This is a genomic window from Streptococcus mitis, assembly GCA_001560895.1.
Lineage (GTDB): Bacteria > Bacillota > Bacilli > Lactobacillales > Streptococcaceae > Streptococcus > Streptococcus mitis_Q.
The window spans coordinates 1,709,101-1,734,492 of the sequence record CP014326.1; the positions used below are offsets into that span (position 1 = coordinate 1,709,101).

Below are 25,392 nucleotides of genomic sequence, written 5' to 3' on the forward strand. Positions count from 1 at the left end.
GACAGAAAATTCTTGATTTTAGTTCATATTTATACTATAATCATAAACATTACACAACAAAGGAGATTGTTATGAAAAAATTCATTCATGCTTGGAATAAGGCAAGCCTGATCAAACGTATCTTGATTGGCATGCTTGTCGGAGGAATCCTTGGACTGACACTTCCTAACATTTCAGGAATTGGCCTGCTCGGAGATCTCTTTGTTGGTGGCCTCAAAGCCATCGCACCGATTCTGGTCTTTGCCCTCGTTGCCAATGCCCTTTCCCAACATCAAAAGGGGCAAGACAGCAATATGAAAACCGTTATCTTCCTTTACTTGGTGGGAACCTTCGCCGCTGCCCTTATCGCTGTACTAGCAAGTTTCATTGTCCCTGTTGAAATTACCTTGAATAGTGCTAATACCGATATTGCTCCACCAGATGGAATTGGACAGGTCCTCAGCAACCTCTTGCTCAAACTGGTTGACAATCCAGTTAATGCCCTCATTACTGCCAACTACATCGGTATCTTATCTTGGGCAGTTGTTTTCGGGATTGCTATGAGAGAGGCAAGTAAAAACAGTAAAGAATTGCTGAAAACTATGGCTGATGTGACTTCTAAGATTGTCGAATGGATCATTAACCTAGCTCCATTTGGTATCCTTGGTCTTGTCTTCAAAACCATCTCTGATAAGGGAATCGGAAGCCTAGCCAACTACGGAATCTTACTTGCCCTCTTGGTGACAACCATGTTCTTTGTGGCCTTAGTAGTCAATCCATTGATTGCTTTCCTCTTTATGAAGAGAAACCCTTATCCCCTCGTTTGGAAATGTTTGCGTGTCAGCGGTGTGACAGCCTTCTTTACTCGTAGTTCTGCTGCCAACATCCCTGTCAACATGAAACTTTGCCACGACCTTGGACTGGATCCAGATACCTATTCTGTTTCTATCCCACTTGGTTCTACTATCAACATGGCCGGAGCAGCGATTACTATTAACGTTTTGACTCTTGCTGCAGTTAACACTCTTGGAATTCCTGTTGACTTTGCGACAGCCTTTGTCCTTAGTGTAGTTGCCGCAATCTCAGCCTGTGGTGCTTCTGGTATTGCCGGTGGTTCCCTCCTTCTTATCCCAGTTGCTTGTAGCCTTTTCGGTATTTCTAACGATATTGCCATGCAAGTTGTTGGGGTTGGATTTGTGATTGGTGTCATCCAAGACTCATGTGAAACAGCCCTTAACTCTTCTACAGATGTCCTCTTTACCGCCGTTGCCGAATACGCAGCAGCCCGTAAAAAATAACTCATAAAGGCAAGCCTCTCAGGTCTTGTCTTTTACGCTTTTATTCTAACTTATTAGGAAATTCTTATGTCTATTAGCCAACGTACGGCCAAGCTCATCTTAGCTACCTGTCTTGCCTGCCTTCTTGCTTATTTTCTCAATCTATCCTCAGCTGTCTCGGCTGGAATCATCGCCCTCTTGAGCCTATCTGATACACGTAGAAGTACCTTAAAACTAGCCCGCAATCGTCTTTTTTCTATGCTTCTAGCTCTGTCTATTGGGGGTTTGGCCTTTCACTTGACCGGATTTCATATCTGGAGCCTTGGCCTCTATCTGGCTCTTTATGTGCCCATAGCCTACGAGATGGGCTGGGAAATTGGTATCACACCAAGCACTGTTTTGGTGAGCCATCTCTTAGTACAAGAGTCAACCTCTCCATATCTTCTAGTCAATGAATTTCTTCTCTTTGCTATCGGTACAGGATTTGCTTTACTGGTCAATCTCTACATGCCTTCCCGAGAAGAGGAAATCCAGCACTACCACACGCTGGTAGAAGAAAAGTTAAAAGATATCCTCCAACGCTTCAAATATTATTTATCCAGAGGAGATGGACGCAACCGAGCACAGCTGGTTGAAGAATTGGATACCCTTTTAGAAGAAGCACTCAGACTGGTCTATTTGGACCACTCTGACCACCTCTTTCACCAGACCGACTACCATATCCACTACTTTGAGATGAGACAGCGACAAAGTCGTATCCTGCGAAACATGGCCCAGCAAATCAACACCTGTCATCTAGCTGCCAGTGAGAGCCTGATTTTAGCCCAACTCTTTTCAAAAATTGCAGGTCAACTGAGCCAGACCAATCCTGCTTCTGATTTGCTAGATGAAATTGAACGTTATCTGGAAGTCTTCCGAAACCGCAGTCTACCCAAGACAAGAGAAGAATTTGAAACCCGTGCCACCCTTCTTCAACTTCTACGCGAAGCCAAAACCTTCATCCAAGTAAAAGTTGACTTTTACCAAAAATATGGACAGTAAAAAAGAAAACTTCAGACCAATCACAAAAAGTGAATCTCTGAAGTTTTCTTTTATTTGTAAGTTATTACCATAAAGGTTAATAGTAAAACGAATAGGGCCAAACTCACTAATAAAGTGAGAACCTTTACCAAGGTGTTGCTCTGCCAGTAACTTGGTTTACCAATATTACTAGTGGCATCCATGGAAAAGAGTTGATTTTGACGGGGTTGTATAGTTACCAATACAATCAAAGCAAGAGATAGGATAATAGCTAAAACAATCAGTATTTCAATCATAGGCCTACCTCAAAATCCCCAGCAAAGTAAATAGTAAACCAATCAGAATCATCAAACCTAGTAAGAGTGAAAAAGTCTTACTAATCTTTTCCCCTCGGGTTTCTTTTTCCTTCTTGATGGGTTTTTGTTTCAACTCTTCCATGCGACCTTCAACGTCTTTGTAAAACAAATCTTCCTCTGACATATTAGCCTCCTAAAACAGTTTGCATAGTTTCCTGAAATCGTACCAAGTCAACATAGTTGGCATGTTGGCCTTGTTTGCCAAGTGCCTGACGCATTTGTTCAACATCTGAAAGGGACAGTTTAATGGTCTCAACCAAAGCAGTAACTTCACTACTTTCAAATAGATGGTCTGGAGCGATGTAAAGTCTATTGTGAACCGTCTGATTGAAGCCCAGAATCAAGAGATTGTGCTCAAAGGCCTGACGCACTGCCTGCAACAACTCATTGCTGTGGTTTATATCCAAGTAAATATCCGACAATTGATAGAGCTCCTGAATCTTCTGTGGGCTAGCATTCTGGTAAAGGACCACATTAGGGTAGCGAAGCATGTCTAATAACTTAGAAGACATCTCTGTCACCGCTGCGATACGGAAAGTGACATCAGGCAAGACTTCTACAATTGCTTCTACTTGCTCAATCTGATCGGAATTGGTCAAGATTAAGGCATCTCGTCTTAGGAAATTATCACGTTTGAACTGGTAATGGTAACCCAAGTGCACAAACTGAGCATGGTATTTCTCGTCAGTTAACTCTAAAGCGCGCTCATAAGTCGCCTTGTTAGGAATGATAATCTTCTTAGTACGCACATCATCATTTTCCAAAATCAACTGCATATTGCCTGGAATAGCATCATAGAGAGGTTCCTGCCAAACCAAAACATCTGAGCCAGATTGATCTGGATGATGGAAGGAAACCAAGAAAGGAATCGCTAGAGTATTAAAGATAAGCTGACTTGTATCTATTTCCAAATCTTGCAAAAAGAAGGTGATAAATTCAACCTTATTTGCAAAGTAACGCATGGACTGACCAGGCAAAGTCAATAAGATATCACCCGTCACATGATTTTCCAGCAAGACTTCCTGACCATTGACATCTTGGTAAACCGTCATAATCTGCTCACTATCTGCACTATAGGTCGTTGTAGCAAAGCAAGCTCCGAAGCGATTATAATGATCAACCTGACGTACTCGACCTTCTAGGTCTTTCCAGTCTACCTGTTTAACCAAGCGAGCCTGCATTCCATCTGCATAATGAATGACAGCCCTCTCCTGTGTCATATCCTCAATACGAGCAGACTGATTATTGCCTGAAATTTCCCAAAAAGCTGGAACAGGGACTTGGTTGAAATAGAGAGGTTTTCCATCCTCGTAACCTAGATAATAGGTAAAAGGAGAAACCAGACCATCAGGCAGAAAACCATCTGCATCGATGACCACTCCAAGTTGAGAAAGACCAGTAGATACTAGACTTTCATGTAAATCTCGACTTTCCTGACTATAACGATCATAAAGTTCAATCATGGAGCACCTCCTCTACTGTTTTTTTCCACTTTTCTAAAATTTCTTCGGTTAAGAAGCTTTCTGCAATCTGGTAAGAATGGGCACGCATAGCTTCCAAACGATTTTCTTGATACAATTGACAAATCTTAGCTGCGTAAGCTTGCTTGATTTGGTCTTCTACGTGGTCTGATGAACTTGGAATCAAATAACCATTTTTTCCATCTTCTATAAAGGTCTGATTGCCATAAGGTACATCAAAACCGATTAGGGGCAGACCTGAGCCAATAGCTTCCATCAAGGTCAAACCAAAACCTTCACTGGTTGAAGCAGTCAAGTAAACCTCATACTGGCTATAAATCTGTGAAAGTTCCGCATGCCCCTTGAGCTGGATATAATTCTCAGCCTGATGATTTGCAATAATGTCTCTAAGCAGAGAATCTTCTCCACCGCTACCATAAATATCAAAGGTTAATTCAGGGATTTCCTCACGAGCCTCGATAACCGCCTTGACCAACCAATCAATATGTTTTTCTTTGGCAAGACGCGAAGCCGTAATCAAAGAAAATGGCTTACGTCCTTGACTTGACTCAGTTAAAGCATCAATACTTCCTACAGGAATGGTAACAATCTTTGGACGATGCTGAGTATATTTGGCAAATTGCTCTTGCAACACTTCATTCTGTCTGTCAGTTGATACGATAAAGAAATCAACCTTATCTGCATTGGTAAACTGGTAGTCATAATAGTTGTTCCAAAGGATATAGTCCTCATTTGTAGCATTTTCACTATAATGCTCCGCATGAACAACTACAGCTAAATGCGCTACCTGTGCTTCCTCAAAAACAACCTGTCCAATGCCTGTCTCTCTATCAAGAATGACCAAATCAGACTTGTTCAAATTCAAGGATTTCATAAAGGCACGCATAAAGGCTTGCTTCCCATAGAAAATCTTGTCCTCGAAACGATAAACTTCTTCCTTTCCTTGATTCATCAAGATATCATAGGCTGGAGTTCCGTCTTCATTATAGAAAGTTCTTTGGTATAGGACTGCAACATTGTCCTTGGGAGCAAAATACTCGCTACAATAACGCGTGTAAGAAAAGTAATCCTTTCGAATCAATTTTCCTTTAAAAACATACTCTGCATGTTGAACCAAGTCCTTATGCTCATCCACCAAATAACAGGTAACAAACTTATCTTGATCAGAAAAGAAGACACGTAAAACCTTGCCATTCTTTTCTCTACGACTTTCAATGCCACCAAAGTAAGCCAAGACATCATCCACTGTCACGCTAGTCGGTGCAATCTTGATGTCTGTAAAATGATTATAAAGCCAAATCACTTGATCATCATCAAAACCAATATTAGCTGTTAAGTGCTGAATATTATCGGCTAAAATCATATCTGTAAAGATAAACTTAGAGGACAGATTTAATTTCCGAAAAACACCAGCACGGTAGGCTTGGGCGTATTCAACACCGCTACTAGCCCATCCAATTCCTAAATTTATATTGTAAATTGTCATATTTTCCTCTTTTTATGGGAAATGAGTCATAATCTCACCCTTAGGAGTGACTTCAACTAAGCCCATCAGGAGATTACGCACCATATCCGCACGGATTTGTTCTTTCATAGCTTCAAAGCCCGCATAAGCTTCTTGATAGTATTCTACAATAGGATTTTTCTGATCAGCTGGTTGTCCACCGATTGCCATAGTTAACTGTTGTAGATAGTCTACCTGCTCTACCCAGTTGTCATCAATAGCCTTGAGCATAGAAAGTCGTAAAAACTGTTCATATAAACCATGTTGATCAAGCAATTCTTTCTTTTCAGAAAGTTCTTTATCAATCACCTGCTTCATAAAGCTACGAACTGCAGTTTTATCAGTTACATCTATATAATCTGGAACCTCTTTAATATGAAAACTAATATTGGTCACAATAAAGTGGAAAAGTAACTCTCGGCTTTCATATTCTGAAGAAGTCACTTGATCTATGTAACTAGCAATTATTTCTTCCACAACATCCTCTAAGTCACGAGAACCATCTATTAGACGATTACGCTCCTTGTAAATCATATCCCGTTGAATATTCATACTTTCAGCATATTCTAGAGTCTGACGACGTGCCGAACGTCCAGCACTATCACTAGCATGCTGAGCCTTTTCGACTAGCCTTCGGTATTTACGACCTTTCAATACTTCTGGTTGAGTCATATCTTGAACCTGATAATCTTTATATTTTTTATGAACCCAAGAAGGACCAAATTTCTTAATAACATCGTCCTCTAAGGATACAAAGAACTTACTCATCCCAGGATCTCCCTGACGACCAGAGCGTCCACGAATTTGCAAGTCAATCCGCTGACTTTCCATCCTCTCAGTCCCAATAACAATCAAGCCACCAAGTTCTGCAACTCCTTTACCAAGCTTGATATCTGTCCCACGTCCTGCCATAGAGGTTGCCACTGTTACAGCTCCCATCTGACCTGATTCTGCGATGATTTGGGCCTCACGCGCCGCATTATTGGCATTGAGAACGTTATGTGCAATCCCTTCACGGAGCAAGAGTGATGAATAAAGCTGAGACATTTCAACTGAACCTACAAAAACGAGTAAGGGATTTCCCTTAGCATGGTATTCCTTGATGTACTCCAAGGATGCATACACTTTTTCAGGTAAAGTGATATAGAGATTATCTGGATAGTCAATCCGTTGTCTAGGACGATTGGTTGGAATGCGCACTACAGACATATTGTAGGTTTCAATAAACTCTTTTTCCGCGACCTTACCTGTCCCTGTCATACCAGATATCTTATTAAACATTTTAAAAAGACTCTGATAGGTGATGGAAGCCATGGCCCTCGTTTCTGGAGATAATTTGACATGTTCCTTAGCTTCAATGGCCTGATGGAGGCCTCCCTGTAGTTTGGTCATCTCCATTAGACGCCCTGTTCCCTTATCTACTAGTACCATTTCATCCCCTCGAATGACATAGTCTTTGTCTTTTGTAAAGAGTTTATGGGCTCGAATCGCATACACTAAATGGCGAGCAAAAACAGCATGTTCTTCCTTGTAAAAATGATCTATGCCTAAGAAGCTTTCAGCAGCCTTAGCCCCCTTGGTAGTGAGCCAAACCTCATCCTTTTCCTCTTTAAAGATATAGTCCTCTCCTTCTACCAAAGTCGTTACCAGCGTATCAATAATACCATAATGATTAGACTGAACCCGAGGGGCCCCTGCAATGATCAGTGGAGTCTGAGCACTATCTAGTAAGATATCATCAATCTCATCAATAATAACGTAATCAAAGGGACGTAAAAATTTCCCTTCCTCATTTGAGGCCAGATTATCATTTAAATAATCAAAACCTAAATTGCTATTAGTTGTATAGATGATGTCTGATGCATAAATTCTTTTTTTCTCTTCTGGCGTCAATTCCTCTTTTGGATCATCTGTTAAAGGTACCCCAATTGTCAATCCTAAGAAGCGATACACTTGTCCCATCTCTTCAGCATCACGTTTAGCTAGATAGTCATTAGTGGTAATCAGCATGGTACCTTTACCTGTCAGGGCATTGAGATAAACAGGCATAGTGGCTGTCAAGGTTTTCCCCTCACCAGTATTCATCTCAGCGACATTTCCCTGATGGATAACAATTCCTCCCATGACTTGGACATCATAGGGAAACATGCCCAATACACGTTTATCCGCTTCACGAACAACTGCAAACGCTTCCACCAATAGGTCGTCAAGAGTTTCACCCTCAGCAAGACGTTGACGAAACTCCACTGTTTTTGCCGCTAGTTCTTGGTCTGATAAAGACTTCATCGTTCCTTTAAGGGCATTAATCTTCTTTAAAATTCTTTTGACTTTACGAAGTTGGAAATCTTGATATAAACCTTTAAACACGATTCATCTCCTTAATAGAAAAAGAATAGAAATCCAAGGACTCAAAACCAGCACTTAGAAGGGAAACTTGGTAGGTATAGGTATCATCAGGATAAGTAAAATCAAAGACTTTCATTTTTTCAATTTTCTCTTCAATCACATCTCCGTATCTATCAAAAAAGGCAATCTTTGTATAAACTCCATTTGTAGGTTGGCATTCAAAATTCATGCATAATTGATAATCGTGATTTCTTTTTAACAAAGGGAGGCTAGGCTGAGTACGAGCAGCCTGGTAATTGACATCAGAAAACCATGTTTTTAAGATTTCTCCTGATGTCACTAAGGGATTATATAGACTAATATGTTTGTCTTCATAATAGGTTACCTTACTACCATACATAAATGTCCCCCCTACTTCTCCCCACTTAATGTCTGTTCTCTGATTGATAATCATTTGTCCAACCTTCCAAAATCTGATTCCAAAATCATACGATAAAAATGTAGAAACCAAGCAACATTGGTATCTGTATCATCATTATGTCGTCCATCTGTGCCTTTAGACAAAATCTTAGCCCCTGTATGGCAAAGATGTTCTACTAACTGATCGTAGGCTTTGCTGTCCATATCTTCATCCTTCATATAGGACAAACCAAAAATTGTCTGGGTGAAATCAGCCTTTTTAAAAGCATTCCAAAAAGTTTGATCCAGATCTTCCATATGCTGGGGACTAACTCCGCCCGTCTGATGTCTCAGTACATCAAATCCTGTATTAAATACTCCTGGTGCCTCTAAACGCCCTCGTCTTGCAATAGTCCCAATGTTAGCTAGTGGCTTCCCGACAATAACTGCACGCGGTTCAAAAGTGGCTCCATAGTAGAGCGATGGAAAAGTTCCCATTGATAAGCCTGATAAAATTAAATCTTTAGATGTCAAACCAAGATAATCCAAATAATATTGAATGGTTTCCTTAATCTTATTCTCTAATCCTTCACTACCTAAGTAAAAGGCTCCACCCACAAGACGAGGATCCGAAAATAGAAGAAATGGACATCCTAAATTTTTCATCATAAAATATCCTTCAAATCCCTCAGCTGGACGAAAACCTGAAAAGTAAACAGCTAAAGGTGGCTTAAAATCACCTGGATGGAAAAAGTAATTAATTTCATCTCGATTTTCGTCATGTAATATGTTACCACCAAGGACAAATTTCCCAAACTGTTTTCGGCTCCAACGTTGGTGAAGATTCCCTAACTGGAGTTTCCCATTCCCACATGCCTCAATTGATATAAATAACAAGTAATTACTATCTTTACTATTCATAATAATAGATTTTTCTAAATCAGCTTCTGAATAAACTTCCTCTTCAAAAAATTCATCCACTGAACCATTCCATATCTTGCGAATCACCAACCTAAACTCAAAATTTCCTTGTTTTTTGTACTCTAACCATAGTTCTATGGGTAAGTTTTTATCGACCATAAAATTATAGGACCAGTAAGCTAGTTGTTGGAAATCCTCTCCAAAATTCCCTTCTAGAGTCACGTGTTCAAATCCTTGATAAGAAATAGAACCTTTAAAGGAGGGATGAATTTGGATACCAGATGGAAATAGTTTATCACCGTAACCTCCACCAAAGAGAGAAGTGGACAAATCATTGACTAATTGCTGAGGATCTGAGAAGTCTATAGCCTGAGCACACCGCTTTTTTAAGCAATCAAGAATGCCCAAATCTGTCGTTTGAAAATCGTGGCTATAAAGTAGAGTATAGGGTTCGATATGGTGCACAAAAGGCAATAAATCTCTTATATATTGACCATCTTCTATCAAAATTGCATGAAAATTTGTGATGCTATCCATTTCCATCATTTTACGAAGGGCTAGCGGTGAGTTGGGGCAGAAATAGTACCAATCCATATTTTCAGGAATATCGTAATGGTGAGCCCAATTATCAATCCCTATCTGTAGGATTTTATAGTCCTTTGACATCAGTAACCTCCTCAATCCAGTGATGCAATTTATCTAAGAAACGTTGGCCAGTATGTTCTTTGATCTTATCAATAGAATATACTAGAGCTTGATTCCACTCTTTTAGTTTATCCGTATAGTAATGTGTAGCCTTGGAAAATTCTGTCACATCTGAAATCAGATAACCATTTTTCAAATGTTCCACATAGACGGTTTCAACCCGATTAATCTGAGGAATTCCCGCACTGATACCTGCTATTTGAGTATAGAGGTGTGGTTGTTTATTGAGATCCACAATCAAACGAACAAACTCGAGTGTCTTAATCAAATCCAATTCATCATTCATATTGACAAATTGAAAACGCAGCTCTTGCTCCTGGTTTTCTTCTAAAGGATTTTCTGCCCCACCATAGTCTAGACCTTTTTCTAAACTATCAGTACGGATTTGTTCCTGAATGATTTCATTGACAAGTGATTCCACTTCTTCCATTTGGTTCTGACTAGCAGAAAAGGCCCCAAAAATGACTTCTGTATTTTTAGTTTCAGCAATAAATGATAAGACCTGAAATAAGGCTTGTCTATCAATTCCTTCTGAAAAATCTAATTGATAGTAAAGTATCGATTCTTTTCTAGTCTGACTTCTTCCTAGTCGTAAACGTGTATCAAAAGGAGAGAGATGATGAAATTTATCCGATAGGTTAGGATATAGTTCCTGCAAGAGTTGTAAACTATCTTCTCTATCTACTAAGACTAGATTCGCCTGTTCAAATGATGGAGCTAAATCTTTAAAACTAGCTTGAGCATTCCGATTAATGAAAAGACTCAAAATTTTAGCAGTATCACCTGGTAAACAACTGAAGAGAAATTGGTCATGATGAGGATGAGAAGGAATGATGAAAATATCCTGTTTTTTCTGTTGCTTTTGCAGATATTTATCAAAATATTCTGCGATCAATTGACTTATATCCGCGTAGTGAAGCTGTTTAAAACGATAGCCAAATATTGGATTTACCTCTACTCGTCCTCCCTCGTTTAAATGCTCTCTAAAACGCCAGATGCCTTTTGGATCTAAATAGTCTTGATATGTAGGCTGTCCATTATCAAAATAAATGACACTTGATACAAACCCACGATCATCCATAATATAGTGCTGACTTATCTGACCATCGTGATCAAAATATTGGATATCACTGATAAATCCTTCTACGCCATGTTCTACCTTTGCATACTTTTTACCATTTTTTTGAACTACTATCGCAAAAGGACTATAAAGAAATTGACAATCACTATCCCACTCTATATCTCTTATATTGAGAACCTGAGTGTGGGGGTCTTGCAAGTCTTGCATGTCATCAAAGATAGAATAGACTTCTGTCTCTAAGACACCATGTCTATGTAAAAAATAACGCAAATGTGGCTGATAGGCTAATACGAGTAGTCGAGATGGTATCCCTTGCCTTTGAAACAGCCTAATTTGATTAAAAGTATCATCAAATTCAAGCTTAAAGTGAGAATAATACCATGGAGTCAAATCAGCGTGCCATTGGCGGTTTGAACCATACCAAGCTGGTATAAAATAATACATAAAAGCCTCCTAAATCAAGGGTTTATAGGTTTCATTTAGTCTCAAAGCCTTCATTTCATCTTTGATTGTAAAAATCATACCACCAAACATCATAAATAAACCTGGAATCATGGCAATCCTCAACAACTTTTCATCAGATAAAACAAATAACATTGGAGTACCCGCCATCAACACATTAAAAGTTCCCCCTATAATCGAAAAGCGCAAGATCAATCGATTAATAAAACGACTTGTTTCCTCACCTGGATAAACTCCATATATATACTCCCCAGATTTCTTCATACGATCTGATAGTTGATCACCACTCATATTGACAAAAGCAAAAGCAATACTAAATAAAAAAATCATGGTAATATATGAGTAAATCCATAATGGTTTTCCAATTCCATACTGAGCCGACATTTCAGAGAAGACTGAAGTCTGAGGAAAAAGGGTCTGCAATAGTAAAAATACATAGGTCGGTAAACTTAAAAAACTCATGACATACATAAATGGCATCCCACCGGCAGGATTCAACATTATTTCAAAATAAGAATAACTCTTAAATCGACTACGTAAGCCAATCTTATGAACTGGTATACGATAACGCGCTCTATACATAAGTACCATCATATAGGTTAATACAATGCTACTCAACACAATAAGTAGTATAATTCCCGTTGAAATTCGAACAAGCTGAAGTGTACTTAAAATATCTTGTGGAATATTTAAAATAATACTAGCTAATAAAATAACTATAGAACCACCTACTCCAAGCCGAGCATTTAAATCTGATAACCATATGAGAAAAAAGGCTCCTGCTATTAATAACAAGGTATTCAATATAGTCACCAATAGCGGTGAATAATAATCTTGAATCGGTAGATTTAATGAGAGCGCCAAAGATTGAATCAAAGCAATAACCAGTGTTAAATACATCTTCCTTCTATCTTGAACTTCTACTGCACCCGAAGAAATATTCAATTTCTTAGAAAAGGAAAGTAGTTGCCATAAAATCATTGATGACATCCAGGGTGAGAGACCTATCGAAAATAGAGATAAACTTCTCAGATTTCCTCCTAGAAGTGCGGTTGAAAAGGCCAAATATGCCGTTGATCCACCTAAAAAATCTCTACTATTCAAATTAACAAAAGGAAGAGTAAGTCGACTTCCCAATACATAGATAAATAACAGAAACAAGGTTGCTAAGCCTTTTTTTACCGCTATTGATGAGTAAATTTTGTTCACTTAATACTCCTTTATTACTAATTATATTATCCCTCATATTTAACTCTACTACCTATACAGCCATATATCGTTATCCAATACTTAATCCAATTCTACATTGATAATTTTTTTATGGCTTCAACCATTTGTTCAGGGTTGTTTATAGAAAATATTCCATCGTATAGACTGTCATCTTGCGACTTTCTTGTAGTGTCAAACGTAAAAATCTTTTTACTTCTCTCCTTCACTCTACTAAGAATATCCATCGTCTCTACATAATGATTAATATCTAGATAAACTGTCGAATCATCCAACAACCAGTCTATTCTGCTATGTAAAATATTCTGATATACCGTTACATTACTATACTGCGAAAGAGATGTCAATGGTTCAGAGCAAAAACATGGAGCTGCTAAATGAAAGTGCCAATCCGATAACGAGGTAATAAGATAGTGAATATGCTCTATTTCTGCGGCTAGTGTTAAAATAAAAATTTGTTTTTTTGACTGATTAACTCGCTTGTAGTAATTTAAATTAGGAGATTCTGATAAAACTTCAAGCCAATCCAAATCTCTATAAGCCCACCAAAGTTCTCTGAGTCTAGTACTACTATAGGTATACCATGGCTTATGAGTTCCTGCAAAATGGATAACCTTAGGAAGCGAATGTTCTAATTTGGGTAATTCTGAACCACGATAATTATAATCTAATCCAACAAGATTATTATATGTACTATCTATCTCTTTCCAATTATGCTGAAAGAAAATATTTAAGATACTTTGGTCTGCCATCGCAACTTCAGCTTGCTTTTCTTCTGTTAATTTTAAAAGTTGTGAAATATAGGAATTTGATCGCCACATCCTATTATCAATCAATAATACACCAGCATTGAAACCATATGGATCACTTTCCCATGCATAGGGACTGGCAACAGCAGCCACTGGTTTTTCTTCCATGTCCATATTAAATAACTCAGATAAATCACCTGTTACCAGCAAATCACAATCTAAATACAGAGTCCTATCCGAAGTTACTAAGTCTGGAATTAGATACCGAAAGAAAGTTGTATAATTAATCGTATCACCTGTTTTATAACTCGTAAACATATTCTTATCCACACGAATATTAATAATTTGTGAATTTGAACTTGCTAACTTAACATTCAATAACTTAAACCATTCGGGAGCTATATCATTATTAAAAACATAAATACATACATCTGTATTGTGAGCCAAAATAGATTTAATTGTTGTCTCAGCTTGTACTAAATAGGAATTATCTGTAGCTAAAACGATTGATTTTTGCATAATCTTTTCTCCATAAATTCTTTTATTGCGCTGACCATATTCTCCGGTCTTTCATGTGAGTATATTCCCTGATAAATATCCTCTCCTAAATGATGATATCGAGTATTATCAAAAGCAAGCATAGGTTTAGAATATTTCTTAACTAAATCATAAATATAAATTAATTTATCATCATGGTTTACATCTAAATAAAGATCAGATTTCTTTAGAATTTTCTCTATCAACATTGGGAATGAATTAGGATATAAAGTAACATTTTGAAATCTAGACAACACCTTTAATTCATTGGCCATAAAGGTATGGGCTGCTATATAAAAGTGTACTTCTGGTAAAGCTTGAACTAAAAATTCTATTTTCTCAACACACCAGGAATTGGTTAAATTCATACAAGTTAATTTTGGAGAATATATCTTGGGTGGATAAACAACTCCCTTTTCTTTCCAAAGAGCTGTTAGATAAGTCCATTCCATAAATGAGTAATGCCACCACTGTTCTCGAAGACGACCAACTGAAAATTGATTCCATGGTTTATCATTAGAGATGTAATGCAAAACCTTTGGAAGAGGATTAATTTCCTTTTCCAAAATCCAAGCATGTCCTTGTTCTGCAGCTCCCCTATCAAAACCAATTTGATAATTATAAGTTTCATCTATTTGAATATAGGTGTCTGAAAACATCATATTCAAAATTGACTGATCTCCCTCAGCAACATTTTCATGTTCCTTTTCAGTTAAATCGATTAATTTTTGACGAATATTTTCAGATTTCCATTTTTTATTGTTAATCAATAAAACTCCTGCATTAAATCCTATTCCCATACTAAAACATGAACGGACAGCTCCTAAATAATAACTCTCTATATTCATATCAAATAATTTTGTCAAGTCACCAGTCACCAATAAATCACTATCCAAATAAAGAACCGTATCCTCTTCAACAAAATCTGGTATAAAATATCTAGCATAGGTCATATGATTAATGTGAGGTAATTTATTAATCCAATTCATTTGGTATTGGTCTCCTATTAACTTACAATCTATTAAATCACCACCCATTTCCTGTAAATATATTTTTAAATTATTAAACCATTCTTGAGGAATATCTTGATTTAAAATATATATCTTTAAGTGGCTATTATGGCGACAAAGAGACTTCATGGCAGTTTCAATTTGTCTAATATACCCATAATCTCCTGCAAAAACTACAGCTTTTTTTTCTTGTAACATTTTATCTCCTTTAAGTTTAAGGTAATTCATTACGGTAAGACAGTAACCACTTGACTATTATATGTTTCATCCTCTATAAATTCAATATCTTGATCAAAATTATGTTCTGCAGTATGCTTGTGATGCAATTTAACCTTTGTCTCAACTCCCATTTTCATCCATTCATACTCTGAATCAATATGACCAATATCTAGAACCCGATAACCTTTCTTAAAAAGATTATAGGATAAAATTTTAGCTGTAGGGCCAAGCATACATAAAATAAGGCGATTTTCAACATACTGTAATACAGCTTCTTGAATCTCTTCTATACGCGCATAAGCATTATGGGATGGACAGATAATTCGCTTAATTGAATTTGCTCCATCAAATAAATCATTACCTACACCTGAACGAGAAGTTACTCCTTCTACAATCAGAATGTCCTCATTCTTCCAAATTTGTTTTAATTTTTCAAATTGACTAAACGATTGAGATTTATCCATATAATCAATGTATGGTCTAGATACAAATGTAGTCCCATACCAATCTGCTCTAGCTAATTCTACATAATCTTTTAAATGATGTTCTAAATGTCCCTTCCAGAAGGCTTCCGCTGCTGGTGTAAAATTAGAACGATCAGCAAATACATTTGGTAATCCGATAACTAATTTTTCATCACTTTGAAGAGAAATAATCTCTTTCAACTGACTTGCAAGATTCTCATCATAGACTTGATAAGGAATAGATTTCCCTAACATTAAATCCATCTCTCCATCTCCAAAACGAATAATAGAAGATTGGTTTTCTATTATATAATCTAGAGTTTGATCAATATCCTTAACCATAATCGCTGGTCTTCTTGCTTGGAATGTTCCAGAAATAAGATTTTCAATGTCTTCCACCATACGTTCGGGTACTTTTGAAGAGTATATATATTGTCCAAAAGAGCCATGTTGGGTACTCTCAAAAGAGAAAATGATTTTATTCATTTCATGAGCTGACTTCACAATATCATGTGTTGAATGACTGCAGCTAATATCTAAATACAATCCCATTCTTACTTTTAATTGTTCTAATTTTTCTATAGTTATAGCTGGATGTAAACGAATATTTCGATAGTTATTTTGTAGTTCATATAACTTAGGCCCCATATCTGTCCAGGCTGCGACATCAAAAATAACATGTGGAAGATATTGAGCTAAATAGTCTAATTGTTCAATGTCTTGTGTATCAGTAAATATTAAGCAATGAAATTTCTCCTGATTATAATCTTTTAAAAACCGAGAATGACCAGCATAGTCTTTGATAGCTTCTATCATTAAATTGATATTTTCTTTGTCAAATACTATTTGCTCATACATTCCATGCTGTGTATTAGAAAAACTTAAGATAGGAATTCCAAAGTTACGAACATCTCTCAATATGCTTTCAACTTCCACTCCCTGATGGATATCCAGATAAATATCTACTTTTCTTTTCAGTTTTTCCAGTACAGGAGGAACAATCTGTGGATGTAATCTCACATTATCATATACAGCTAATTTTATCAGCTTATCCCCCATATCCGTCCAAGCCGCGATATGAAATACCATCTCTGGTAGAGCTGTAACTAGCTCTCCTATCCCTTCTAAATCTTGAGAGTTAGTTAAAGTTAAACACGAAAATTCTCTATCTAGACGAGGTAGAAGTTCAAACTCTCCTATATGGTGTTGTAAAATCTGACTCCATTCCAAATCATGGATTTCCCACCATAAATCACGATAACGATTGGCTATCAAGGTAGTCCATGGTTTTCTGTAGGTCGTAAAATGAATCACCACTGGTTTGTCATTAAAAGTTAGATGTTCCTGCCAATTATTATACAAAGCCACAACATCATGCCCTACTTGTAAATTGTAAGCTCGACCTAGCTCTAACCAATCATCTTGCAAGACTTGATTGAAAATCGTTTGATTTCCATTAAAATGTTCAAAACGACCTTCTTCAACTTCCTTTGTTGTTAGGATAGACTGTTCAATTAGTCGTTCTTTTAGTTTCTCTTGACGCCATTTTTCATTATTGATTAGTAGAACACCAGTATTAAAACCTTGACCATTTGCATCTCTAATCGCTGCGAGATAACGTTCTTTTATATCCTGCTCAAATAGATTGTCTAATTTATCATTGATAATTAAATCACAATCCAAATACAAAACCGTATCTTCTTGTATATAATCTGGGATAAAATATCTAGCATAAGCAATCGAACTAATGTGAGCTTGTTTTTTCCAATTCTGAAATACAGTCTGTTCAGGTAGTTTAACATCGATAATCTCACTACCTAACATGCGAGCTATTTTGCGTGGCTTGCGAAACCAATCTGGCATAATATCTTGATTTAAAATATAAATCTTAACATCTGAATTGTGGTATAGAATAGATTTTATAGTTGTTTCTAACTGCGTGGTGTAATTACGATCACCAGCTAATACAATTGTTTTAATCATCTTGTTCTCTTAATCAATTCCTAAGTGATAGATTGCATCTACCAATAACTTTTTAGTGAAATAACCTTCTTTTAGCAGATAGCTAAATGTCTTGATACGATTCGTCATTTCTTGATATTCTTGTAGATTCATTTTATCAACTATCTCATGAACTTCTTCTAGGCTATCTGCCACAAAGCCCAAGCCTTGGTCTACTATAAATTTAGCAGTTGATAAGCTACTCGGTACAATGACTGGGATACCAGCGGTTAGATAAGTACTAACCTTATGAGATATATTCAGAGTATAATATTGGTTACTTTCTCCATCATTTTGATGAGTTCCCCAGACAAGACCAAAGCCACCCTTTGATAATTCTAGCAATAGTTCCTCGTCTTTTTTCCATCCTTCAATGCTGAGATTTCTGGCATTGGAACTAGCTTCTCCTTTATTTGAAAATACTCTCAAAGGCGTATCTTGAGACCAATTTTGTAAGTCTGGAAAACGTTCTAAACTTCCAGCAAAAAAGAGTTCTTTTTTAAAAGCTGGGGTGTATAAGGATAAATCATGAGGATGATCCCACATACCTTGAACGAGAACCTTCTTAGTTGTCAGACCTTCTTCCATCAGGCGTTCTTTCATCCTCTCTGATGGAACGATCAAAACATCTGATAGATTATACATATACATGTATTCTTTCATGAGATAATAGTTACTATCAAACATGAGGGGAACAACATCATGGATAAAGCAAATAATTTTCACCTGCATATCCTTCAACTTATCAAACAAGACTCGATCAAACTCAAAGCCATTCCAAGTAGGAGACTGAAAGACTAAGATATCACCAATAGAAATACTGGCCATAATTCCATCCAGACGCTTATTCATTTCAGAAGGACTATCTGAAGCAATGTTGTAAAAATAGATACCAACCTCTCTAAACCCCAGTTTACTGGCTATTTTTTGTACAGCATTTTGAGCTAGAATAACAGTACTATCGCCAGCCATGCCATATAAATTTGTTAAATGTAGTTTCATATTGTATTATCTCATCTTTTATTAGTATCTACGGAAGTAAAGACAATTTTTCCATCATTCTTCTATAAATCTCCGTAAGTTGCATATTTTGTTCTTCTTCAACACTATCTAATTGATTTCTGTCAATCAAAATATGGTTTATTAAATCATAACCCAAACTAATTAGAATAGACCGCCTTTGAAACTCTTAGAAGTATCTTCCAGGTCCAGTAAGTGTCAATTCTTTAACTGCCTATATTTTAGTATCTATCACTATTCAATAATTCTTTAATCGTATCTACCATTTTTTCCGGTCTCTTAGATTCACAGATAAAACTTGCTTTTTCTACATTATGGCAAGTATTATCAAATGAAAGAATAGGTTTTCCAATTTGATACACCTCTTCAATAATATTAGCAATTTCATTTTCATGATTAATATCCAAATAGAAATCAATCTTTTCTAATACCTTTATGAAATTCATCGGATTAAATGAAGGAAGTATTTGTACATTTAAATATCGTTGTAAATCAACAATTTCAGATGCAAATCCTGTATTAGCCAGAATTGAAAAGTGAACCTGCGGTAATTCTCTAATCAAGTATTCCAGATGCTCTATATGACAAGTATTTGTAAAAATAGCTGTATGATAGAGTGGTGCTTCTATGAGTGAGTTTAATCCCTTCTTAAAATCAGCCTTTCTCATCACAATATCAGACCATTCCAAAGAATAATAGAACCACCACTCTTCTCTAAAGCGATTTAAATTCACTTGATACCATGGCTTCTCTCCTGTAAAATGAATAATTTTAGCAGTCTCTTCTAGTTTCAATGAATCGATATACCAATTTTCAATCTGATAATTTCTTGCAACTGTATCCATTCCAACCATAAAATTATAAGAAGAGTTCAAATTCTGCCAACGGTTTTCAAATAATCTGTTTAAAATTCCTTGATCACCAAAAGAACTATCATGAAATTCATTTGTTAATACAATAAGTTTATCTGTTACTCCTTCTGTTCTCCATAATTCAACGTTGATTAACATTACTCCAGCATTAAATGTGCTTGGAACCAACTCATCTTGAACAGCTTTTATAGGAATATCCGTCATGTCAGTCAAAAATAATTCTTCGATATCCCCTCTTACTATAATATCCGAATCTAAATAAAGAGCCTTTTCCTCTTTTACAAATTGAGGAATAAAATAACGAAAAAATGTTGCATAGCTTAAATGAGGTAACGGAAGATGGTAATCTCTCAAACTATTACCACTTATTTTCACATTAACGATTTCAGATAATAAAGGTTCCAGTCGTTTAGACATTAGTTGAAACCATTCTGAGGAGATATCATCATTAAAAACATAAAATTTTAAACCACGATTATGGGCACAAATTGACTTAATTGTCGTTTCTAGCTTATCTTGATAACCATTATCTGCACCTAAAACGATAACTTTCTTCTCCATGTAATTCTCCTCTTAATCTATATACTTTCTTATTTCCTGAACCATTTTTTCTGGTTCGGTAGGAGAAAATATCTTTGCACCTTCTTTACAATGATTTGTATTTGAAAAAGAAAATACTGGTTTCCCCATGTTCATTACTACATTTGTAATATCATCAATCTCATCATGATGGTTTATATCTAAATAAAAATCCAATTTTTTCATTACTTTATCATAAGAAAAACGGTTATACTGATGATAAACTGTTACATTTGGGTATCTCATTAAATCAATAATATTAGAGGCAACCCAAGTATGAGCAAATATAGAAAAATGAACATCTGGTAAGCTTTCCATTAAATACTCTACTTGCTCCAGTTCACAACTATTGGTAAAAACAGCTGTGTATGCCTTAGGAATAACTGTCAGATCTTGATAGGTCTGAAATACCCTTTCCTTACGTAACAAAATATCAGACCATTCCAAGCCTTGATAAAACCACCAAATATCTCTATAGCGATTTTGACTCATATGTAACCAAGGTTTCTCTCCTGTATAGTGGATGATGTAAGGCAAAATACCATCAGGAAGGGCTGAATTATACCAAGCTGATAGTGCTTCTGGAGTTGTCTCAACAGCGATATGAATTAAACTATCTAAACCAACCATAAAATTGTATTTACGATCCAATTTTTTCCAGTTTTCCCCAAAAACCATATTGAGAATACCTTGGTCTCCAAAAACATCTTGATGGTGTTGATTTGTTAGTTCAATTAATTTCACAGAAATATTTTCTCGTCTCCATTTACTAACATTAATCAACATCATTCCTGAATTAAAGCAATCTTCGTAACCTTTTACAAAAACATCACGAACTCCAGCAATCCAATAATCTCCTAATTCTTCCTGGAATAGTTCATCCAGCGAGTGAGTCACTACTATATCCGAATCTAAATACAGGGCTTTTTCTTCAACTACAAAATCTGCTATAAAATATCTAAAAAATGCCGCATAAGAGAGATAAGCAATCGGAAGATGATAACCTTTTAATTGATGATTCGAAATCTTAACATTGACAATTTCTGAATCAATTACTTTTAACCGCCTATTCATAACTTGAAACCATTCGCTCGGAAGATCATCATTAAAAATATAAAATTTTAAATTTTTATTATGCGTACATACCGACTTAATTGTAGTCTCTAGCTTATTTAAATAACCATTATCTGCTCCAAGAACGATTGCTTTTTTCACTTTATTTCTCCTCGTAGATTTTCCCTGTTAATAAAAAATCTAACTCCTCTAACCTCTTTGTTTCAATACTATTTTCTAGTCCTTTTTCATTTGCGATTCGACGCCAATAGTCTAGATAAAATTTATGTTGTTGAACGTACTGACTTATATCGTAACCTTTTAAAGCTACCATCGCAATCCGTTCCAATCTCAAATCAACCAATTCATTAATTAGTTCTATGTTCGTAAAAACTCTTCTATCACATATTTACCCTGAAAGGAATGAAAATACCACCAATTATCCGAAATATTAATTTTTTTGTAGGTAGATATCGCTATATCTGCTTGTTCTTCTATAAGGGCACTATAAAGAACTTCTAAATAATCGGAATCCACCCAATCATCCGAATCAACAAAAGTAATATAAGCTCCCTCTGAAGGTTCAATTCCTAGATTACGCGCTGATGATCCCCCCATTTTCCTTTTCAAAATAACAAAAACGTGTATCTTTAGCAACATACTCTCTACAAATATCTACTGAATTGTCTGGTGAACCATCATTGATTAATAAAACCTCAAACTTTGATACGTCTGATTCTGAATACTGTCCAAGTACATTCGTAAATAATTCTCAACGTTATAGACTGGATCTGCGATACTGATTAATTCATTTCCATACTATAATTACTTTTCTCCTAAAATTTTTTGTATTTCTGTCACCATTCCATCTGCATCTTCTTGTCGAAAAACTTTACTAAATCCACTTGAATCATGATTAGTATTCTCAAAAGCATAAACAGGCTTATTCTGTTCTATTGCTCTATTAACAATACCATCCACCTCTCCCCAATGGTTAATATCTAAATAAATATCTGATTTCTTCAACAAGTCCTCAATAATATCATCATGATGAACATTTGTGTATATATTCACGTTCTCATAACGATTGAAACTTTCCAGATAATCCGAAATATTTGTTTTAGCTGCTATATGAAAAGATACCTCTGGCAGATTCTGAACAAGATAGTCTAAATTTTCTAAAGTGTCTGAAGCTGTTAAAGTGAAAACATGAAACTGGTGTTGTTTCCTTGGAATGATTTTCAAATCCTCTTGAGAAGTAACGATAGAATTAGCTGGTATATCTTTATAAATTAAGGCATTTGCTCCAATAATGACATTATCTCCAATCGTCACTCCTTTTAAAATGACAACATTAGTTCCAATCCAACAATTGTTTCCTATCGTTATTTTGTCAGCAGTAAATTGAATTTTTTCGATATGGTAATTTGAGTATTTATGATTATGGTCAAAAATCCTTACCCCATCTCCAAACATGGTATCCTTACCAATTTCAATTTCTTTGCCACAACGAATCGTACAATGGTCATTAAAGAAAACCCTATTTCCTAGTGTTAATTTAGCATTATTAGCTACTTCTAAACTTACAAATGAACGAAATATAACATCTGTTCCTAATTCAATAGTACTAGTAGGAGAAATCTCTATATGATGAAAATCTCCTAATAACTTTACCGAATCTTTAAAATCCATGTTTATCTTCCACTTCTCTTAATTTCTCAATCATTTCTTGAACTTGTTCTACTTTGTAGGTTATCTGTCCAACTTCACGATATTTTGTATTCTCAAAAGCTAAAATCAACTTTCTTCTTTCTGAAAATTGATCTAACATTTCCTCTGTTTTTTCACCATGATTAATATCTAAAAGTACCTGACTAGTTTCAATTAATTCTTGATCTAGTTCTGCTAAATAATTAATTCCAGCATAAACAGTTACATTTGGATAGACCAACAATTGTTTCAAACGATCACTGACCATCACTCTAGCCGCAATCTTAAATTGAATATTAGGCAAAGATTGAATCAATGTCTCAATTTGTTCAATCTGATCTGAAGACGTATAAATTAAACAAGTAAGCGGTTCTCTGATAGGATAGATATGTGATTTTTGTAGTGGATGTAAATGATGATTTTGGCCCAACTCTGTCCATTCCAGACTATGATAATACCACCAAACATCACGATAGGTCTGAGATGCTAAATCAAACCACGGCTTTCTATGTGAAAGATAGTGGATAATACCAGGATAATCTTGACCTGCTGGTAACTCATAGTCTGTGAATTGCTTATGAATCACAACATGGTTATTGTCAAATTCCATTTCTATCCATCTATTTTCAAAGAGCATATTTAAAATACTCTGATCTGCTTGATCTACCTTATCATGCCACTCATTTGTTAAATCTATCAAACGTTGGGACATATTTTCTTGTTTCCACAAACGATTGTTGATTAGTAAAACACCCGCATTGAACATTTCCCTACCATAGTATACTCTTCCTCCATAATCTCTAACAGCTGCTAATGGATATTCTTGCAAATCTGTTTCGAACAAGTTATCCAAATTTTTAGTTACGACCAAGTCGCAGTCTAAATAGAGAGCCTTATCTTCTTGCACAAAGTCAGATACAAAATAACGCAAAAATACTGTGTAACTAATATCTGTTTTATAACGCGAAATTTGTTCAGAGGTTACCCGACAATTGATAATCTCTGAGTCAAACTTTTCTAAGCGATTATTTAATTGTTTAATCCATTCATTTGGAAAATCACTATTAATCAGATAAAAACGAATCGAGCGATTATGGTAACAGATAGACTTAATAGTCGTCACGACCTTCTCTGCATAGGCATAGTTAGCTGCGAGGACAATAGCTTTCTTAAATTCCTGATTTTGAGTCTGAAGCAAATCTAATAACATCTTCTTCTCTTTTATCTGATTTAACACATGAGATTCTGATATTCCTCTGTTATTACTTTCAGAAGTTATATGATTTAAAATAAATTTATAAGCACGTATATGTTCTGACATTGGATAACCTAATGTTGATAACAATGCCAATCTATCTTCTATAGCATATATGTAATCTCTAATCCATTTTTCATCCCAAGTATTTGAAACACTTCCACTCCTAACTCTGTAAATATAAGAAGCTTTATTGATATAAACAATATTTTTAGAAGCTAATAATGCTCTCAAATTAAATATTGTATCTTCAGTCACTACTCCTACTGGAAAACGAAAATTAGAAACAATTTCTTTTCTATAAATTTTCCCCCAAGCAACTATCAATGCTGAATTAAATAACTTATTAGAGTCATTTAAACAATCCACTATAGACACATTGTCATAAAGTTTCTCAAAATAATTTCCAGATATATGAAAATAGAAATTTGAATCAGACTCATTAAACTTACAATAGTTTCCAACTGCAATATCAGCCTGATATTCCGTTATTTTTTGGTACAGAGTTTCTACATAATCCGACTCAACCCAATCATCTGAATCAACAAAGGTCACATAAGATCCTGTCATTCGATCCAAGCCCATATTTCGTGCTTCAGATTGACCACCATTTTCTTTTTCAATGTAAATAATTCGATTATCTTTTTGTGCATACTCTTGACAAATTTTACCCGAATTATCTGTAGAACCATCATTTATGACAATAATTTCAAGATTTTTGTAAGTTTGATTAATCAGACTATCCAGACATTTATTTAGGTAATTTTCAACATTGTAAACTGGTACAATTACCGTAATTTTTTCAGTCATGAAGCTATTCTCCTTTCCTAATATTATAACATTTTTTTGCTATTTTTTAAGCTATTAAGGAATTTCCAAGTTAAAAAAATATATTTATTTCATTGATAGAATCGTTCATACCGCACTAAATTATAATTACTCCCTGAATTCAATAATCATGCAAAACACAAGTTAAATAACTTAAAATATTTAGCGTTATAATCTTACTGCAGTTACACAATAACATTTTCGAATGATCAACCCTAAAGATAAATTTTTAATTCGTCTCAGACATCTAAAAAATAACTCGTCTATCTGCATACCAAGTATCTTTTAGGAATTTATTGATATAACTAGCCTTATTATTTTAGAATAGCTATCTAAT

The 25,392-nt window shown here is 35.6% G+C and carries 19 protein-coding genes and 1 pseudogene; 2 read left to right on the plus strand and 18 right to left on the minus strand.

Annotated features, from left to right (window positions below):
- Positions 1-71 precede the first annotated feature (71 nt).
- Complete coding sequence (locus tag AXK38_08065; GenBank protein AMH89198.1) at positions 72-1,277, plus strand: serine/threonine transporter SstT; 1,206 nt, start codon at positions 72-74, stop codon at positions 1,275-1,277.
- Between the two features lie 66 nt (positions 1,278-1,343).
- Positions 1,344-2,297 carry a hypothetical protein gene (locus tag AXK38_08070; protein AMH89199.1) on the plus strand — a complete coding sequence of 318 codons (954 nt, stop codon included), beginning with the start codon at positions 1,344-1,346 and terminating at the stop codon, positions 2,295-2,297.
- A 50-nt stretch (positions 2,298-2,347) separates the two neighbouring features.
- Here AXK38_08070 and AXK38_08075 read toward each other — a convergent pair whose 3' ends face one another.
- The 18 genes and pseudogenes from AXK38_08075 to AXK38_08160 form a co-directional block, all read right to left on the minus strand.
- On the minus strand, positions 2,348-2,572 hold the full coding sequence (locus tag AXK38_08075; GenBank protein AMH89200.1) for an accessory secretory protein Asp5: 225 nt from the start codon (positions 2,570-2,572) through the stop codon (positions 2,348-2,350).
- A gap of 4 nt (positions 2,573-2,576) precedes the next feature.
- Positions 2,577-2,756: an Accessory secretory protein Asp4 gene (locus AXK38_08080; GenBank protein ID AMH89201.1), complete on the minus strand. Its 180-nt coding sequence runs from the start codon at positions 2,754-2,756 to the stop codon at positions 2,577-2,579.
- A 1-nt stretch (position 2,757) separates the two neighbouring features.
- Positions 2,758-4,095 (minus strand): accessory Sec system glycosylation chaperone GtfB, encoded by a 1,338-nt coding sequence (locus AXK38_08085; GenBank protein AMH89202.1) that lies wholly within the window; start codon positions 4,093-4,095, stop codon positions 2,758-2,760.
- Positions 4,088-5,599 carry an accessory Sec system glycosyltransferase GtfA gene (locus AXK38_08090; GenBank protein AMH89203.1) on the minus strand — a complete coding sequence of 504 codons (1,512 nt, stop codon included), beginning with the start codon at positions 5,597-5,599 and terminating at the stop codon, positions 4,088-4,090. Before AXK38_08090 ends, AXK38_08085 begins: the two co-directional genes overlap by 8 nt.
- Positions 5,600-5,611: 12 nt before the next feature.
- Positions 5,612-7,984 (minus strand): accessory Sec system translocase SecA2, encoded by a 2,373-nt coding sequence (locus AXK38_08095; GenBank protein ID AMH89204.1) that lies wholly within the window; start codon positions 7,982-7,984, stop codon positions 5,612-5,614.
- Entirely contained in the window at positions 7,977-8,417 is a 441-nt protein-coding gene (locus tag AXK38_08100; protein AMH89205.1) for an accessory Sec system protein Asp3, read from the minus strand. Before AXK38_08100 ends, AXK38_08095 begins: the two co-directional genes overlap by 8 nt.
- Positions 8,414-9,949 carry an accessory Sec system protein Asp2 gene (locus AXK38_08105; GenBank protein AMH89206.1) on the minus strand — a complete coding sequence of 512 codons (1,536 nt, stop codon included), beginning with the start codon at positions 9,947-9,949 and terminating at the stop codon, positions 8,414-8,416. The genes AXK38_08100 and AXK38_08105 overlap by 4 nt, the downstream gene beginning before the upstream one ends.
- Positions 9,933-11,513, minus strand: a complete 1,581-nt coding sequence (locus tag AXK38_08110; protein ID AMH89207.1) for an accessory Sec system protein Asp1 — start codon at positions 11,511-11,513, stop codon at positions 9,933-9,935. Before AXK38_08110 ends, AXK38_08105 begins: the two co-directional genes overlap by 17 nt.
- A 9-nt stretch (positions 11,514-11,522) precedes the next feature.
- Entirely contained in the window at positions 11,523-12,740 is a 1,218-nt protein-coding gene (locus AXK38_08115) for an accessory Sec system protein translocase subunit SecY2 (GenBank protein AMH89208.1), read from the minus strand.
- A 92-nt stretch (positions 12,741-12,832) separates the two neighbouring features.
- The gene (locus tag AXK38_08120) at positions 12,833-14,026 is read right to left on the minus strand and encodes a glycosyl transferase (GenBank protein ID AMH89209.1); all 1,194 of its coding nucleotides are present in this window, start codon (positions 14,024-14,026) and stop codon (positions 12,833-12,835) included.
- Positions 14,005-15,252, minus strand: a complete 1,248-nt coding sequence (locus tag AXK38_08125) for a glycosyl hydrolase family 8 (GenBank protein AMH89210.1) — start codon at positions 15,250-15,252, stop codon at positions 14,005-14,007. The genes AXK38_08120 and AXK38_08125 overlap by 22 nt, the downstream gene beginning before the upstream one ends.
- Positions 15,253-15,281: 29 nt before the next feature.
- Positions 15,282-17,720: an exopolyphosphatase gene (locus AXK38_08130; protein ID AMH89211.1), complete on the minus strand. Its 2,439-nt coding sequence runs from the start codon at positions 17,718-17,720 to the stop codon at positions 15,282-15,284.
- A gap of 9 nt (positions 17,721-17,729) precedes the next feature.
- Positions 17,730-18,740, minus strand: a complete 1,011-nt coding sequence (locus AXK38_08135) for a beta-1,6-galactofuranosyltransferase (protein ID AMH89212.1) — start codon at positions 18,738-18,740, stop codon at positions 17,730-17,732.
- Positions 18,741-18,979: 239 nt separating this feature from the next.
- Positions 18,980-20,191, minus strand: coding sequence for a glycosyl hydrolase family 8 (locus tag AXK38_08140; GenBank protein ID AMH89213.1), 1,212 nt, complete (start codon positions 20,189-20,191; stop codon positions 18,980-18,982).
- 12 nt (positions 20,192-20,203) lie between these two features.
- Positions 20,204-21,424: a glycosyl hydrolase family 8 gene (locus AXK38_08145; protein AMH89214.1), complete on the minus strand. Its 1,221-nt coding sequence runs from the start codon at positions 21,422-21,424 to the stop codon at positions 20,204-20,206.
- 1 nt (position 21,425) lies between these two features.
- Positions 21,426-22,021 (minus strand): annotated as a pseudogene (locus AXK38_08150) (hypothetical protein).
- Positions 22,022-22,087: 66 nt separating this feature from the next.
- Positions 22,088-22,954 carry an exopolysaccharide biosynthesis protein gene (locus AXK38_08155; GenBank protein ID AMH89215.1) on the minus strand — a complete coding sequence of 289 codons (867 nt, stop codon included), beginning with the start codon at positions 22,952-22,954 and terminating at the stop codon, positions 22,088-22,090.
- Entirely contained in the window at positions 22,944-25,037 is a 2,094-nt protein-coding gene (locus AXK38_08160; GenBank protein AMH89216.1) for a glycosyl transferase, read from the minus strand. The genes AXK38_08155 and AXK38_08160 overlap by 11 nt, the downstream gene beginning before the upstream one ends.
- Positions 25,038-25,392: the final 355 nt, after the last annotated feature.